A 15,167-nucleotide genomic window follows, 5' to 3' on the forward strand; every position below is an offset into this window, starting at 1 on the left:
TGCGCGCGATTGTGCGCGCCGATTTCCGCCGCGCCCGCCATCGCCATGTCAGACAACCAACTCGCCAACAAGTCCCAAGCCTGGTCCGCCCTGTTCTCCGAGCCGATGAGCGACCTCGTCAAGCGCTACACGGCCAGCGTGGGCTTCGACCAGCGCCTGTGGCGGGCCGACATTACCGGCAGCCTGGCGCATGCCGAGATGCTGGCCGCGCAAGGCATCCTGAGCGCGGAAGATCACGCCGCCATCCAGCGCGGCCTGAACGAGATCGCCGCCGAAATCGAGGCCGGCCAGTTCGAGTGGAAGCTGGACCTGGAGGACGTGCACCTCAACATCGAGGCCCGGCTGACGGAGCGCGTGGGCATCGCCGGCAAGCGCTTGCACACGGGCCGCAGCCGTAACGACCAGGTAGCCACCGACGTGAGGCTGTGGCTGCGCGGCGAGATCGACGAGATCGGCGGGCTCCTGAAGGCGCTGCAGTCGGTGCTCGTCGAAAAAGCCGCCGAGCATGCCGACGTCATCCTGCCGGGCTTCACGCACCTGCAGGTCGCGCAGCCGGTCAGCTTCGGCCACCACCTGCTGGCCTACGTCGAGATGTTTGCCCGCGATGCCGAGCGGCTGCTGGACGCGCGCAAGCGTGTCAACCGCCTGCCGCTGGGCGCCGCCGCGCTGGCCGGCACCAGCTACCCGCTGGACCGCGAGCGCGTCGCGAAGACGCTAGGCATGGAGGGCGTGTGCCAGAACAGCCTGGACGCGGTCAGCGACCGCGACTTCGCGATCGAGTTCAGTGCCGCCGCGTCGCTAGTCATGCTGCACATCTCGCGGCTGTCCGAAGAACTGATCCTGTGGATGAGCCAGAACTTCGGCTTCATCGCGCTGCCCGATGCGTTCTGCACCGGCTCGTCGATCATGCCGCAGAAGAAGAACCCCGACGTGCCCGAGCTGGCTCGCGGCAAGACGGGCCGTGTCGTGGGGCATCTCGTCGGCCTCGTCACGCTGATGAAGGGCCAGCCGCTGGCCTACAACAAGGACAACCAGGAAGACAAGGAACCGCTGTTCGACACGGTCGACACGCTGAAGGACACGCTGCGCATCTTTGCCGACATGCTGGCCGGCCTGACCGTCAAGCCCGAGGCCATGCGCGCCGCCGCGCTGAAGGGTCATGCGACGGCCACCGACCTGGCCGACTACCTCGTCAAGAAGGGCCTGCCCTTCCGCGACGCGCACGAAGTCGTCGCCCATGCGGTGAAGACCGCGACGCAGCAGGGTGTGGACCTGGCCGCGCTGACGCTGGACCAGCTGAAGGCCTTCGACGCCCGCGTCGAGGCGGACGTGTTCGACGTGCTGTCTCTGGAAGGCTCGCTGAACGCCCGCAACGTGCTGGGCGGCACGGCGCCGGCGCAGGTGCGCGCCCAGGTGGCCCGCCACCGCGCACGGCTGGCTTGAGCTGGCTCAACGACATCTACCCACCGGCTGCCTAGCATTCGTCAGATGAACACCCTTGCCTGGACCGACAACCTCGTCCTGAACCTGCCGCAGCTGGACACGACGCACCAGGAGTTCGTCGAGCTGCTGAACGCCTTCGGCGACGCGCTGGACACCGGCGCCGACGCCCTGCCCACCTACCAAGCGCTGCTGACGCACACCGAGGCACACTTCGCGATGGAAGAGGACTGGATGGCGCGCTGCGGTTTCGAGCCGCAGAACTGCCACGCCAGCCAGCATGCGATGGTGCTCAACGTCATGCGTGAAGCCCTGCGATATGCCAACGAGCTGAACGACCGCGAGCCGCTGCGCATCCTGCGCACGGAGCTGGCCGGCTGGTTTCCGCAGCATGCCGAGATGATGGACGCGGCGCTGGTCTGGACGATGGAGCAGCGCGGCTTCGACCCGGTGACTGGGGAGTGTGGAGAGGTCGTCGCCGCCGAGTCGGCCGGCGCGGGCTGCGGCTCCAGCAGCTGCGGCCACTGAGCGCGCACGCGTCGCGCCGATAAAACAGGGGCCGCCTTCAGCGGCCCTTTTTGCTGGCTACTTCTTCAGGTACTCGAAGAACGCCTCAGAGTTGGACTCGCGGCCGAGGAAGTCCTTGACCAGCTCAGGCGCGGGCTTCTGCGCGCCCTGCCCCAGCACGGTGTCGCGATAGCGCTTGCCGACGACCGGGTCGAGCTTGTCAGCCGCAAAGGCCGTGCGCAGGTCCATGGCCACGACGAGGCTCCACAGATAGCCGTAGTAGCCGGCCGCGTAGCCGTCTCCAGCAATGTGCGCGAAGCCGGCCGGGAACATCGTGCCCGGCACATAGCCCAGCGGCGTGGCGCCTTCCATCTTTGCCCACAGTGCCAGCGGGTCGGGTCGGGCCTGCTGGTAGAGCGCCAGGTCGAAGCTCGCGTACAGGTGCTGGCGGCCGAACTGCATGCCCTTGCCGTAATGCTTGGCCGCGGTGGCCTGGGCCACCATGTCGTCGGGCACCGGCTTGCACGTCGGGCAGACATCCTGCATCAGCTTCAGCACGTTCTTGTCGTAGACCCAGTCCTCCAGCATCTGGGACGGCGCCTCGACGAAGTCATGCACGACCGTCGTGCCCGCCACGCTGACATAACGCGTTCTGGAGAGGTCGGCATGCACCGAATGGCCCAGCTCGTGCAGCAGCGTCTCCACCTCGTCCAACGTCAGGCCGTTGCGGTCGAAGTTGACGACCAGCGCAGCCGCCGGCGTGCGGTTGATACGCGTCGCGCTGCCCCGCAGCGGCCAGACCGCCGCATGGTTGTACTTGCCCTCGCGCGGGTAGAGGTCGACATAGAGCTGCGCGATGGGCTTGCCGGTGGCGACGTCGCTGACGACGTAGGTCTGGGCCTCGGGGTGCCACAGCTTGTTCTCGACGCGCTGGTACTTCACGCCCATCATCTTCTCGATGACGTGCAGCGCGAACTCCAGGCTCGCCTGCGGCGGGAAGTAAGGCCGGAAGGCGTTCTGGTCGACGGCGTACTTCTGCAGCTTGACGCGCTCGGCGTAGAAGCTGGTGTCCCAACGCTGCACGGTCGTCTGTTCCAGCGGCGTACCCACATGGCGGGCCTTGTCGGCGCGCAGCTCCCGCAGCTCGGCCTTCTCGCGCTCGTTGACGGCGCCCGTCACGGAGTCGAGGAAGCGCGTAGCCGTCGCCGCGTTCTTCGCCATACGGCGGCGCAGGTTGAAGTCGGCGAAGCTGTCGAAGCCGAACAGCTGCGCGTAGTCGCGGCGCAGCGTGGCCATCTCGCGCAGGATGTCGATGTTGGCCATGCCGCCCTGGTCGGTCTTGGCGCGCCACATGCGCTCGCGCGCCGACTCGCTCTCGGCCAGACGCATGACGGGCACATAGGTCGGGTAATCGACCCCCAGCAGCCGTCGACCCTGGTCGTCGAGCGGAGCCTTCTCCCAGATGGCCGCGGGCACGCCCTTCAGCTCGGCCTCGGCGAACGGCACGCGGATGTTCGCGTCGCGGATGTTCTTGCTGAACTGCTGGCCCAGCTCGGTCAGCTTGTCGAGGATCTGCTTGGCGCGCTCGCGCTTGTCCTTGGGCAGCGCCACGCCGCTGTCCTCGAACTGGCCCGAGGCCAGGCGCACGAACTCGGCGTCGATGCCGTCCTGCCGGGGCGCCTTCTGCAGCGCGCGGTACAGCGTCTCGTTCTGGCCCAGCGTGGAGCCGAAGTCGGCCCAGCGCAGCGAGCAGGCCTGCGCCGCGTCGCGGATGGCCTTGTCCGGGTGGACCTGCAGAACGAAGTCGTTGGGGTTCTGGTGGTCTTCGAGGTAGACGGCCAAGTCGTCCAACGCCGCCAGCCAGCCGGCGTCGACCTTGCGCTTTTCCAGCGTCTGCACCAGGCGCTTGGCGCCCTTGAGGCCCGCGTCGCACCGCGTCTTGACGTCGGCGACCGATGCATAGGTCGGGAAGTTCGGGGCCGGCAGCTGGGGTTGGGGCTGCGCGGCAGCGGCAGCGGTCACGGCCAGCGCCGCCAGGGTCATGAGCAGGGGCTTCATCGGGTCTCCTTGTGGGAACCCGGCATTCTGGCGCGGGCGCCGCATCCAGCCATTCGGCATGGGCCGCCCCGCGATCAGCCGCGCAGCAGCGTCGTCACCTGGGCCAGCGCGCCGGGGTCGTCCAGCGTCGTGAGGTCGCCCGGATCGCGGCCCTCGGCCACCGCCTGCAGCGCGCGGCGCAGCAGCTTGCCCGAGCGCGTCTTGGGCAGCACGCTGACGAACAGCACGCGCGACGGCCGTGCGACTGCGCCCAGCTGTTCGTCCACCCGCTTCATGACCTGTGCTTCCAGCGCACGGGCCGCCTCCGGCGTGGCCGGCATCTCGCGCGGCACGGCGAATGCCAGTGCCACCTGGCCCTTGAGCTGGTCGGCCACGCCAACCACGGCCACCTCGGCCACCGCCGCATGGCCGGAGATGCACTCCTCGATCTCGCGCGTGCCCAGCCGGTGGCCAGCCACGTTGATGACGTCGTCGGTGCGGCCGAGGATGAAGGTGTAGCCGTCGGCGTCGCGCATCCCCCAGTCGAAGGTTGAATAGACCTGCCGGCCCGGCACGCTGCTCCAGTAGGTGCTGACGAACCGCGCATCGTCGCCCCACACGGTCTGCAGCGCGCCCGGCGGCAGCGGATGCTCGATGACCAGCACGCCCTTCTGGTTCGGCGCGGTCAGCTCCTCGCCGGTGCTCTCGTCCAGAAGCTTGACGCCGTAGCCGTACATCGGCATGCCGGGCGAGCCGAAGCGCGTCGAGACCGGCGCGACGCCGGGGATGTGGTTGGCCACCGTCAGCAGCGGCCAGCCGGTCTCGGTCTGCCAGTAGTTGTCGACGATGGGCACGCCCAGGGCCTCGGCGATCCAGCGCGCGGTCGGCTCGTCCAGTGGCTCGCCGGCCAGGAACAGCGCACGCAGCGACGACAGATCATGGCGCTTGAGCAGCGAGGCGTCGTGCTTCTTCAGCACGCGCACTGCCGTCGGCGCGCTGAACATGACGGTGACCCCGTACTTCTCGACCAGGCTCCACCAGATTCCGGCGTCCGGGTTGATCGGCAGACCCTCGTACATCAGCGTGGCCATGCCGGCGATCAGCGGGCCGTAGATGATGTAGCTGTGGCCCACGACCCAGCCGATGTCGCTGGTGGAGAAGTACGTCTCGCCGGGCTTGCCGCCGAAGATGTAGTCCATGCTCGTGGCCAGCGCCACCGCGTATCCGCCCACGTCGCGCTGCACGCCCTTGGGTTTGCCGGTGGTGCCACTGGTGTAGAGCGTGTAGCTGATGCTGTTGGACTCCAGCCAGGCCACCGGCACGCGCTGGCCGTGGTGGGCCGTGCGCAGCGCGCCATAGTCCAGGTCGCGCCCCGCGACCGGCGTGAAGGCCGCCAGCCCGCGGTCCACCATCAGCACGCGGGCCGGCTTGTGGGCAGCCAGCGTGATCGCCTCGTCCAGCAACGGCTTGTAAGCCACCACCTTGCCGCCCCGGCTGCCAGCGTCCGCGCTGATGATGAGCTTGGGCGCCGCGTCGTCGATGCGGCTGGCCAGGCTCACCGACGCGAAACCACCGAAGACGACCGAATGGATGGCCCCGATGCGTGCACAGGCCAGCATCGCAAACGCGGCCTCGGGGATCATCGGCATGTAGATCAGCACGCGGTCGCCCTGCCCCACGCCCTGCGCGACGAGGATGGCCGCCAACGTCTCGACCTCGGCCTGCAGCTCGGCAAAGCTGTAGACGCGCTCTTGCCCCACCTCGGTCGACACCCAGATCAGCGCCGGGTCATCCGGCCGTTTCGCCGCATGGCGGTCCACCGCGTTGTGGCACAGATTGGTCGTGCCGCCGACGAACCAGCGCGCGAACGGCGGACGGCTCACGTCGCAGACCTGCTGCGGCGGCGTCTGCCAATCGATGCGCCGGGCCTGCTCGGCCCAGAAGGCGTCACGTTCGGCCAGCGAGCGGGCATGGAAGTCGGCGTAAGAAATGAGCGTCATGCGATCAGTTTGAGCCGCACGCACTGACGACAATCTGACCTGCCGCAAGGCTGTTGCGTGAGTAATTTCAGGGTTTCCACCGATCTTCCCCTTGGCGGCGCCGGGGTTTGCCCTGAAAATTACAAGCTTTACGTCCTTGCGAATTGACGGTATCGGGGTGCCCCCCTAACCTCCGCGCCGCTGTCCCACCTCTGCTACTTCGCCTCACGGCCTCTCTGCTCCGCTCCCTTGTTCCTGCTGATGTCTCTGGTCTCCGTCTCCTTGCTGAATCGCCTCGCCGCCGCCGGCCTCCTGGCCCTCGGGTGCGCTGCGCATGCGCAAGGCGTGGCGCAGGCGGCCACCACGCCGCCGCCCGGCACGATGACCGGCGCCTACGGTCAGAGCCTTCAACAGCAGCAACAACAGCAGCAAGCCCAGGCCGACAACAGGGCAGCACCTGCCGCCAAGCCGGCCAATGCCGGAGATGCGGTCAGCCGCTTCCTCAGCGACCGCGGGCTGATCGCCACTGCGGAAACGGGCGGGTCATCTCGCCTGCTCGACAGCGTGCGCGATACCGCATCGGACCTCGTGCTGTCGGCGATGAATTTCCTTGGCGTCCGCTACACGCGCGGCGGCAATTCGGTGGAAAACGGCTTCGACTGCAGCGGCTTCACGCGCCACATCTTCGAGATGAGCGTGGGACTGATCCTGCCGCGCCGTGCCGACGAGCAGGCCCGGATGGGCAGCCTGCTGCCAATCCGCAAGGATGACCTCAAGCCCGGCGACCTCGTGTTCTTCAACACGATGCGCGCCACCTTCAGCCACGTGGGCATCTACGTCGGTGAGGGCAAGTTCATCCACGCCCCCCGCACCGGCAGCGCCGTGCGCGTGGAGGACATGCGCGACGCCTACTGGGCCAAGCGCTTCACCGGTGCCCGCCGGGCCGACCTGAAGGCCGCGGCCGACGCGCCGGTCACGCGCTGACCTCCCACGCAGGGAAGCTCCACTAAGTCGGCTGCCCCGACGGCGTTCGCGACTCCCCGCTCGCCTTCAATCACTGGCCCGCTTCGCCACCAGCGTCAGGATCTCGTAGCTCGCGCACAGCTCGCCGCGCTGATTGGTCACTGCCACATCCCAGCCGATGACGCCCTGCAGCGGCTGGCCGTCGCGCGGCGGCCGGTCGATCTTGCGCTTGGCAGTCAGGCGCGCCTGGATCGTGTCGCCGATCGCAACCGGCGTGACGAAACGCAAGTTCTCCAGACCGTAATTGGCCAGCACCGGCCCCGGCGCCGGGCTCACGAACAGGCCCGCCGCTGCCGACAGCACAAAGTAGCCATGCGCGATGCGCTGGCCGAATGCCGACTCGCGCGCCGCAACCTCGTCGAAGTGCATGTAGAAGTAGTCGCCCGACAGCCCGCCGAACGCGACGATGTCGGCCTCCCCCACCGTGCGCCGGTGCGTCAGCAGGCTCATGCCGACCTCGACATCCTCGAAATGCCGTCGGAAGGGATGGACCTCGCTCTCCGTCACGGCGCCGCCGCGCTGGTACTCGCCGGTCACGGCGGATAGCATCGTCGGAGAACCCTGCACCGCGCAACGCTGGAGATAGTGCTTAACGGCGCGCAGGCCGCCCAACTCCTCGCCGCCGCCCGCGCGACCGGGGCCGCCATGCTTGAGCCGCGGCAGCGGCGAGCCGTGGCCCGTGCTCTCCAGCGCCGCCTCGCGGTCCAGCACCAGCATGCGCCCATGCCACGCAGCAAACGTCGGCACGGCGCGGGCCGCGAGTGCCGGCGTTTTTGTGCACAGCGTGCCCACGAGGCTGCCGCGGCCGAGCGTCGCCAGGTGCAACGCCTCGTCGAAGTCGTCGTAAGGCATCAGCGTCGTGACGGGGCCGAAGGCCTCGACGTGATGCGCATCGCTGGTCGCCGGTTCGCGCGCCAGCAGCAGCGTCGGCGCGAAGAACGCGCCATCGGCAACGCCTTCACCGCGCGGCGCAAAGCCATCGCGCTCGCCGAGCAGCACTTCGCAGCGCTCGGCCAGTTGCGCCACGCGCTGGGCCACGTCGGCCTGCTGCGCCTTGCTGGCCAGCGCGCCCATGCGCACGCCGTCCACCGCGGGGTCGCCGACGACGACCTTGGCCAGCCGTGCCTTCAGTGCCCCAGCCACCGCATCGGTCAGGTGGCGCGGCACCAGCGTGCGGCGGATGGCGGTGCACTTCTGGCCCGCCTTGGCCGTCATCTCGCGCGCCACTTCCTTGATGAAGAGCTCGAACTCCGGGTCTTCCGGCGTCACGTCGGGCGCCAGGATGGCGCAGTTGAGGCTGTCCGCCTCGGCATTGAACGGGATGCTCCGGCGCAGCAGGTTGGTGTGAGCCTTCAGCGTGAGCGCCGTGTCGGCGCTGCCGGTGAAGGTCACGACGTCGGGCTCTTGCAGCCGGTCCAGCAGGTCGCCCGTGCCGCCGATGACGAGCTGCAGCGCACCGTCCGGCACCAGGCCCGATTCGACGATGAGCCGCACGCAAGCCTCGGCGACATAGCTCGTCGCCGTGGCCGGCTTGACCAAGCAGGGCATGCCGGCCAGGAAGCTGGGCGCGAACTTCTCCAGCATGCCCCAGATCGGAAAGTTGAACGCGTTGATGTGCACCGCCACGCCGCGCCGTGGTACCAGCACGTGGCTGCCGATGAAATGGTTGTCGGCGCCGAGCCGCATCGGCGGCCCTTCGTGCAGCACGTTGCTGCTGGGCAGGTCCTTGCCACCGATGGAGGCATAGGCGAACAGCGTGCCGATGCCACCCTCCACGTCGATCCACGAGTCCGCCCGCGTCGCGCCACTGTGGGCGCTGACGGCATACAGCCGCTCTTTGTGTTCGAGCAGATACGCGGCCAGTGCCTTCAGCGCGCGGGCGCGATCCTGGAAGTGCGTGCGCAGCAGCGCCGGCAACGCGGTGCCCCGAGCATGGGCCAGGCTCTCGCCGAAGTCGATGGTCTCCTCGTGCGTGTGCGCGACGACGCGACCGTTGATCGCGCTGGCCAGCGGCCGGGCCGCTCGTGCGCCGACCCAGCGGCCGGCGATGTAGCTCTGCAGAATGTTCACGCGCGCGCCTCCCGGGGCGTGACGGCGCCGAGGCCGCCGAAGAAGAGATCGCTGACCAGGGCCGCCAGCTCGTCGTGCGACAGCTCGCCGTCCGGCCGCAGCCAGGTGAAGGTCCAGTTGATCATGCCGAACAGCAGCATGGTCAGCGGCTTGTCCAGGCGGGCATCGCGCAGCTCGGGGCGCACCGCCGCCAGCGCCGCGGCGAAGGCCGCGACGACGCGACGCTCGACATCCAGCACACGCTCGCGCTCGGCCTCGTCGAGGAAGCGGATCTCGCTGGTCAGCACACGGTGCTGGTCCTGCGCATCGGCATAGGCGCGGGTGAAGCGCTCGATGAGGGCCCGCAGCTGCGGCTCGGGCGGCAGCTGCTCGGCCTTGACGGCCTCGACCAGCGCCAGCAGCGCATGCACATGGCCGTCGCAGATGCGCGCCAACAGCGCCTGCTTGTCCTGGAAGTAGTGGTACAGCGTCGGCTTGGCGACGCCGCAGGCCTCGGCGACCTGGTTCATCGATGTGGCGGGGAAGCCTTGCTGCGCAAACAGGCGCGCGGCGGCGGACAGGATGTCGTCGCGCTGAGCATCAAAAGTGGGAGCGCGGGGGCGGGCCATCGGCGGTCAACGCTCGTCGAAGGAAATGACCACCCGCTCGGTCAGCGGATGGGCCTGGCAGCTGAGGACGAAGCCGGCGGCGACTTCATCGGCATCCAGCGCGAAGTTTCTATCCATGCGCACGCGCCCCTCCACCAGCTTGCAGCGACAGGTGGAACACACGCCGCTCGTGCAGGAGAACGGCAGTTCCAATCCCTGGCGGGTGGCTGCATGCAGCAGGCTGGGGTCGCTGGCGTGAACCTCGATGTCGCGCGCAATACCGTCGCGCAGCACGGTCACGCGCGCAGCCGCTGCATCGCCCGGCTGCACGTCATGGGGTGCCGGCTGGCCCGACAGCATCGACGGCGTGCCGAAGCGCTCGATGTGGATTCGATCAGCCGACAGGCCATGGCCCCGCAATGCGGCCTCGGCCTGGTCGTTCATCTCGAAAGGGCCGCAGACGAAGGCCTCATCCACACCCGCCGCCGGCACTGGCCCGGCCAGGAAGGCGCTGAGCTTGCCGGCGTCCAGCCGCCCGCTGTGCAGCGGCGCGTCGACCGCCTCGCGGCTGAACACCAGGTGCAGCGACAGCCGGGCCATGAAGCGGTTCTTCAGGTCTTCCAGCGCCTCCTTGAACATCGTCGTGGCGATGCGGCGGTTGGCGTAGATCAGCGTGGCGCGTGACTCCGGCTCGCGCGCCAGCAGCGCCGTCAGCAGCGCCACGATGGGCGTGATGCCCGACCCGCCGGCGATGAACAGCACATGGCGCCCGCCGCCGCGCGGCGGAGGCAGCACGAAGCGGCCCTGCGGTGGATAGGACTCGACGACATCGCCCACGCGCAGCCGCTCGTGCACCCAGGTCGAGAACGCACCGCCCTCGACGCGACGCACGCCGATGCGCATCTCGCGGTCCGAGCAGATCGAGTAGCTGCGGCGCAGCTCCCGCTCGGCCACTGTCGCGCGCAAGGTCAGGTACTGGCCCGGCTCGAAGCCGAAGCCTTCGGGCGGCGCCGCGAAGCCGACGACGACGGCGTCCTCGGTGTCGCGCTCGATGGAGGTCACGCGCAGGGGATGGAAGTGCAGGGCCACGTCAGAAAGGCTTGAAATATTCGAAAGGTTCGCCGCAGTCGATGCAGCGCCAGGTGGACTTGCAGGCCGTCGAGCCGAAGCGGGACAGCTGTTGCGTCGCACCGCTGTCGCAGCGCGGGCAGCGCAGCCGGGGCACAACGCGAATCGACTGCTCGGCGCGGCATTGCGGCGGCACGATGCCGTAGTGCTGCAGCTTGACCCGGCCTGCCGCGCTGATCCAGTCGGTGCTCCAGGCCGGCACGCGTTGCAATGTGATGGTCACGGCGCCAAACCCGGCCAGCGCGGCACGCACATCGTCCGCGATCAGCTCGGTGGCCGGGCAGCCCGAGTAGGTCGGCGTCAGCACGACCTCCAGGCCCGCGTCGGTGGCACGCAAGTCGCGCACGATGCCCAGGTCCATCAGCGTCACGGCCGGGATCTCTGGGTCGGGCACCTGGGACAGGCGCTCGCGGGCGGCGACCAGATCCATCACCAGACGCCGCCCGGATACGCACGCTGCAGATGCTGCATGGTCGCCAGCAGGTGGCCCATGTGCTCGCTGTGCACGCCGTCGATGCCGCCCGGCTGCATCGCGCTGTCGCGAGGCAGCGCCAGCGTGGACTCGGCCATCAGCGTGGCCCAGCGGGCGCGCCAGTCCGCTTCCAGCTCGCTCCATGCTGGGCCGAAGCCCTCCACGCCTTGTGCGGCGAACAGTTCGTTGAAGTACGGCCACAGCACGGCCAGCGCGGCCCGCATGCGCGCCCGGGATGCGTCCGTGCCGTCGCCCAGCCGCACGACCCAGTCGCTGCTGTGCTGACGGTGGTAGCGCACCTCCTTCAGCGACTTGGCGGCAATGCCGGCCAGCTCCGCGTCGCCGCTCGTCTGGAGTCGCTCGTACAGCAGTTCCAGCCAGATCGCGACGGCCGCGTTGCGCAGCGTCGTCAGCGCGAAGTCACGCCCGCCGCCGCCACCACCATCGTCGCTGGAGCTGGCTGCGGCGTTGGGCAGTTCGACGAGGATGATGTTGCGGTAGTCGCGCTCCTCGCGCAGGAAGGCGAGCTGGTCTTCATCGCGGCCGGCACCTTCGAGCTGGCCGGCATAGGTCAGCAGCGCACGGGCCTGGCCCAGCAGGTCCAGCGCGATGTTGGACAGAGCGAGGTCTTCCTCCAGCACTGGCGCGTGGCCGCACCACTCCGACAGCCGCTGGCTGTGGATGAGGCAGGTGTCCGCCAGGCGCAGCAAGTATTGGGTCTTGACGTCCATGGCCATCACATGTGGTTCAGTTCGTCAGGCAGTTCGTAGAACGTCGGATGGCGGTAGACCTTGTCGTCGGCCGGCTCGAACAGGCTGCCCTTGTCGCTCGGGTCGCTCGCGACGATCTGCGCAGAAAGCACGACCCAGATGCTGGTGCCCTCCTGACGCCTTGTATAGACATCCCGCGCCATCTGGATGGCCATCGCCGCATCGACCGCGTGCAGGCTGCCGCAGTGCTTGTGGTCGAGGCCCGCCCTGCTGCGGACGAATACCTCCCACAGCGGCCATTCGTTCTTGGTGTCGCTCATCATGCTGCATCCTGCTTGCTGGCCTGCTTGCGTGCGTGGGCCAGTGCCGCGTCGCGCACCCAGGCGCCGTCATCCCAGGCCTTGTTCCGTGCGGCCAGGCGCTCGCGGTTACAGGGCCCCTCGCCGCCCACGACGCGCCAGAACTCCGCCCAGTCGATGACGCCGAAGTCGTAGCTCTGTCGCACCTCGTTCCACTTCAGGTCGGGGTCGGGCACGGTCACGCCGAGGATCTCGGCCTGCGGGATCGTCGCGTCGACGAACTTCTGGCGCAGCTGGTCGTTGGTGACGCGCTTGATGCCCCAGCGGATGCTCTGTTCGGAGTTGGGCGAGTCCTTGTCGGCCGGGCCGAACATCATCAGCGACGGCCACCACCAGCGGTTCACGGCGTCCTGGACCATGGCCTTCTGCTGGGCGGTGCCCTTGGTCATCATCGTCAGCAGGCTCTCGTAGCCCTGGCGCTGGTGGAAGCTCTCCTCGCGGCAGACGCGGATCATGGCCCGCGCATACGGTGCGTACGAGCAGCGGCACAACGGCACCTGGTTCATGATGGCCGCGCCGTCCACCAGCCAGCCGATGACGCCGATGTCGGCCCAGGTCAGCGCGGGGTAGTTGAAGATGGAGCTGTACTTGGCCTTGCCGGACAGCAGCGCGGCGGTCATCTCGTCGCGGCTGGTGCCCAGCGTCTCGGCGGCAGCGTAGAGATAGAGGCCGTGGCCGCCCTCGTCCTGCACCTTGGCGAGCAGGATGGCCTTGCGCTTGAGGGTCGGGGCTCGGGTGATCCAGTTGCCCTCGGGCAACATGCCGACGATCTCGCTGTGCGCATGCTGGCTGATCTGCCGCACCAGCGTCTTGCGGTAATGATCGGGCATCCAGTCCTTGGCCTCGATGAAGTCACCCGCATCGATGCGGGCCTCGAAGGCGGCCTCGCGCGCCAGCGTCTCGGCGCTCTTGACGGGCTGGGGTTTCCCGCCAGCCTCGCGTGCCATCACGTCCATCGCCTGCGTGTACATCGGGGCTCCTTGTGGGCTGTGCGGTCAGCGGTCGGTGAATGTCGGCGCACGCCGCCCGAGGAAGGCAGCGGTGCCTTCCAGGTAGTCGTGCGCAAAGCCGAGCTGGCGCTGCAACGCCACCTCGCGCCGCAGTGCCGGCTCCAAATCCAGCCCCATCGCCTCGTCCATGGCGCGGCGGGTCTGAGCCAGCGCCCGCGTGGGCAGCGCGGCCAGCCGCTGCGCCAGCGCCAGCGCGGCGTCAGGCAGCTCGGCATCCGGCACGACGCGGGCGATCAGGCCCAGCCGCTGGGCCTCCGGTGCGGGCAGCTTGTCGCCCAGCAGCGCCAGCTCCAGCGCCTTCGCGCGACCGACGAGACGCGGCAACAGCCAGGTGCCGCCACAGTCCGGCACGAGGCCGATGCGCGAGAACGCCTGCAGGAAGATCGCGCCCTCGGCGGCGATGACCAGGTCGCACCCAATCGCCAGGTTGGCGCCCGCACCGGCCGCAACGCCCTGCACTGCCGCCACGACGGGCACGGGCATGGCCCGCAGACACAGCACCAACGGAACATAGTGCTGCTCCAGCATGCGGCCCAGGTCCTTCGGCGCATCGCCGCCCGGCGCGACGAGCGGGTCGGCCAGATCCTGGCCGACGCTGAAGGCGCGCCCGGCGGCGGCGAGCACCACGCAGCATACCGAGGCGTCCTCCGCGGCCCGCTCCAGCGAATAGCGGAGTTCGTCCAACATCGCCGCAGTGAAGGCATTCAGCGCGTCAGGGCGGTTCAGCCTCAGTACACGCACGCTGGCGTGCTGCTCGATGGCAATCAAGGTTGGGGGCATGAATTTCTCTACCGACCGGTCGGTAAATAGTAAGAGCCCTGGCGTCCACGTTCAAGCTTCCCCCACGTAAACCCTAGCGAGCTCTCGCGGCGGCAACAGGCCTCAAATGACGACCTCTTCCGCCAACGCGGCCACTTGGGCAGGGCTTGGCGGCGCAAAGCCCGCCGCCGTGCAGGCGGCGGCGCCGGCGGCGAGTGCGCAGCGCAGATGCTGCGAGGCCGGCGCCGCGGGCTGGCGCATCAGGCTGTCGAGCAGCCCCGCCAGTGCCGCGTCACCCGCGCCGATGGTGTCGACCACCGCCACGGCGGGCGGCTTGCCGCTGCATTCCTCGGCGCCATGGAACAGCGTGGCCCCCTCGGCGCCGCGGGTCAGTAGCAGCCAGGCATTCGGGTTCCAGGCGGCGATCTGCGCGAGGCCCGAGCGGTGGTCGGTCACGCGGAACAGGCCGCGCAGGTCTTCGTCCGACACCTTGATGACGTCGGCAAGCCGGCACATCTGCTCCAGCGTGTCGTCATAGCTGGAGTCCATCGACGGCGCGCGGAAGTTGGGGTCGTAGCTGATCAGGCGGCCCTCGTCCTTCAGCGCCTGCGCCAGCGCGCGCAGCCGGCCCGCCAGAGGCTCGCGAACGAGACTGAGGCTGCCGAAATGCGCCCAGCGCAGCGACCGCGTCCAGCCCATCGGCAGGCCCTCGGGGCGGAAATGCAGGTCGGCGCTGTCCTGGCCGATAAAGAAGTACTGCGGCGGGTCGAGCTCATGCACGATGGCCAGCAGCGGCGGGCGCGGCAGCTGCTGGATGAAGCGCATGTCCAGGTTGTGGTCCTGGCTGCGCTGCCAGATGTCGGCGCCGAACGGGTCGCGGCTGACCGCCCCGCCAAAGGCGCTCAGCTGACCGAGCGTGGACATGGCGACGGCCACGTTCCACGGCGAGCCGCCGCAGCTGCTGCGCCACTCATGCGGCCCGGTACGCACGAGGTCGGTCAGCGCTTCGCCGAACGCAATGAAATGCGGCAGATCGGGGTGAAGGATTCGCGTCATCCCCACCGATTCAAGCGCGACGCCGCCATC

The 15,167-nt window shown here is 68.9% G+C and carries 14 protein-coding genes; 3 read left to right on the forward strand and 11 right to left on the reverse strand.

The features are described 5' to 3' along the window. The first annotated feature begins 45 nt into the window (after positions 1-45). Together argH and LXT13_RS08300 are read left to right on the forward strand one after the other, a co-directional pair. Positions 46-1,443 carry an argininosuccinate lyase gene (gene argH / locus LXT13_RS08295; RefSeq protein ID WP_233371372.1) on the forward strand — a complete coding sequence of 466 codons (1,398 nt, stop codon included), beginning with the start codon at positions 46-48 and terminating at the stop codon, positions 1,441-1,443. Between the two features lie 45 nt (positions 1,444-1,488). Next, positions 1,489-1,968: a hemerythrin domain-containing protein gene (locus LXT13_RS08300; RefSeq protein ID WP_233371373.1), complete on the forward strand. Its 480-nt coding sequence runs from the start codon at positions 1,489-1,491 to the stop codon at positions 1,966-1,968. A 57-nt stretch (positions 1,969-2,025) separates the two neighbouring features. On the opposite strand, the gene LXT13_RS08305 is transcribed toward LXT13_RS08300, so the two are convergent. Continuing rightward, complete coding sequence (locus LXT13_RS08305; protein ID WP_233371375.1) at positions 2,026-4,005, reverse strand: M3 family metallopeptidase; 1,980 nt, start codon at positions 4,003-4,005, stop codon at positions 2,026-2,028. Between the two features lie 74 nt (positions 4,006-4,079). Then, a complete protein-coding gene (locus tag LXT13_RS08310; protein ID WP_349254826.1) occupies positions 4,080-6,008 on the reverse strand; it encodes a propionate--CoA ligase in 1,929 nt (642 codons plus the stop codon). Positions 6,009-6,224: 216 nt separating this feature from the next. On the opposite strand from LXT13_RS08310, the gene LXT13_RS08315 reads away from it, so the two are divergent. After that, entirely contained in the window at positions 6,225-6,947 is a 723-nt protein-coding gene (locus LXT13_RS08315) for a C40 family peptidase (RefSeq protein ID WP_233371377.1), read from the forward strand. A 66-nt stretch (positions 6,948-7,013) separates the two neighbouring features. Here the strand turns inward: LXT13_RS08315 and paaZ are convergent, their stop codons facing one another. The 9 genes from paaZ to LXT13_RS08360 all read right to left on the reverse strand — a co-directional run bounded on the left by paaZ (position 7,014) and on the right by LXT13_RS08360 (position 15,137). After that, the gene (paaZ, locus tag LXT13_RS08320) at positions 7,014-9,056 is read right to left on the reverse strand and encodes a phenylacetic acid degradation bifunctional protein PaaZ (protein ID WP_233371378.1); all 2,043 of its coding nucleotides are present in this window, start codon (positions 9,054-9,056) and stop codon (positions 7,014-7,016) included. Beyond that, a complete protein-coding gene (locus LXT13_RS08325) occupies positions 9,053-9,664 on the reverse strand; it encodes a TetR/AcrR family transcriptional regulator (protein WP_233371379.1) in 612 nt (203 codons plus the stop codon). The genes paaZ and LXT13_RS08325 overlap by 4 nt, the downstream gene beginning before the upstream one ends. Positions 9,665-9,670: 6 nt before the next feature. Then, positions 9,671-10,732: a 2Fe-2S iron-sulfur cluster-binding protein gene (locus LXT13_RS08330; protein ID WP_233371380.1), complete on the reverse strand. Its 1,062-nt coding sequence runs from the start codon at positions 10,730-10,732 to the stop codon at positions 9,671-9,673. A 1-nt stretch (position 10,733) separates the two neighbouring features. Continuing rightward, on the reverse strand, positions 10,734-11,201 hold the full coding sequence (gene paaD / locus LXT13_RS08335; RefSeq protein ID WP_233371381.1) for a 1,2-phenylacetyl-CoA epoxidase subunit PaaD: 468 nt from the start codon (positions 11,199-11,201) through the stop codon (positions 10,734-10,736). Beyond that, positions 11,201-11,980 carry a 1,2-phenylacetyl-CoA epoxidase subunit PaaC gene (paaC, locus tag LXT13_RS08340; protein WP_233371382.1) on the reverse strand — a complete coding sequence of 260 codons (780 nt, stop codon included), beginning with the start codon at positions 11,978-11,980 and terminating at the stop codon, positions 11,201-11,203. The genes paaD and paaC overlap by 1 nt, the downstream gene beginning before the upstream one ends. Further along, positions 11,980-12,276 (reverse strand): 1,2-phenylacetyl-CoA epoxidase subunit PaaB, encoded by a 297-nt coding sequence (gene paaB, locus LXT13_RS08345; protein WP_233371384.1) that lies wholly within the window; start codon positions 12,274-12,276, stop codon positions 11,980-11,982. Before paaB ends, paaC begins: the two co-directional genes overlap by 1 nt. Beyond that, positions 12,273-13,283 carry a 1,2-phenylacetyl-CoA epoxidase subunit PaaA gene (gene paaA, locus LXT13_RS08350; protein WP_233371385.1) on the reverse strand — a complete coding sequence of 337 codons (1,011 nt, stop codon included), beginning with the start codon at positions 13,281-13,283 and terminating at the stop codon, positions 12,273-12,275. The genes paaB and paaA overlap by 4 nt, the downstream gene beginning before the upstream one ends. A 24-nt stretch (positions 13,284-13,307) precedes the next feature. Then, positions 13,308-14,102: an enoyl-CoA hydratase-related protein gene (locus tag LXT13_RS08355; RefSeq protein ID WP_233371387.1), complete on the reverse strand. Its 795-nt coding sequence runs from the start codon at positions 14,100-14,102 to the stop codon at positions 13,308-13,310. Between the two features lie 102 nt (positions 14,103-14,204). Then, the gene (locus LXT13_RS08360) at positions 14,205-15,137 is read right to left on the reverse strand and encodes a carbohydrate kinase family protein (protein WP_233371388.1); all 933 of its coding nucleotides are present in this window, start codon (positions 15,135-15,137) and stop codon (positions 14,205-14,207) included. Between the last annotated feature and the right edge of the window lie 30 nt (positions 15,138-15,167).

Source organism: Pelomonas cellulosilytica, assembly GCF_021353265.1.
Classification (GTDB): domain Bacteria; phylum Pseudomonadota; class Gammaproteobacteria; order Burkholderiales; family Burkholderiaceae_C; genus Pelomonas; species Pelomonas cellulosilytica.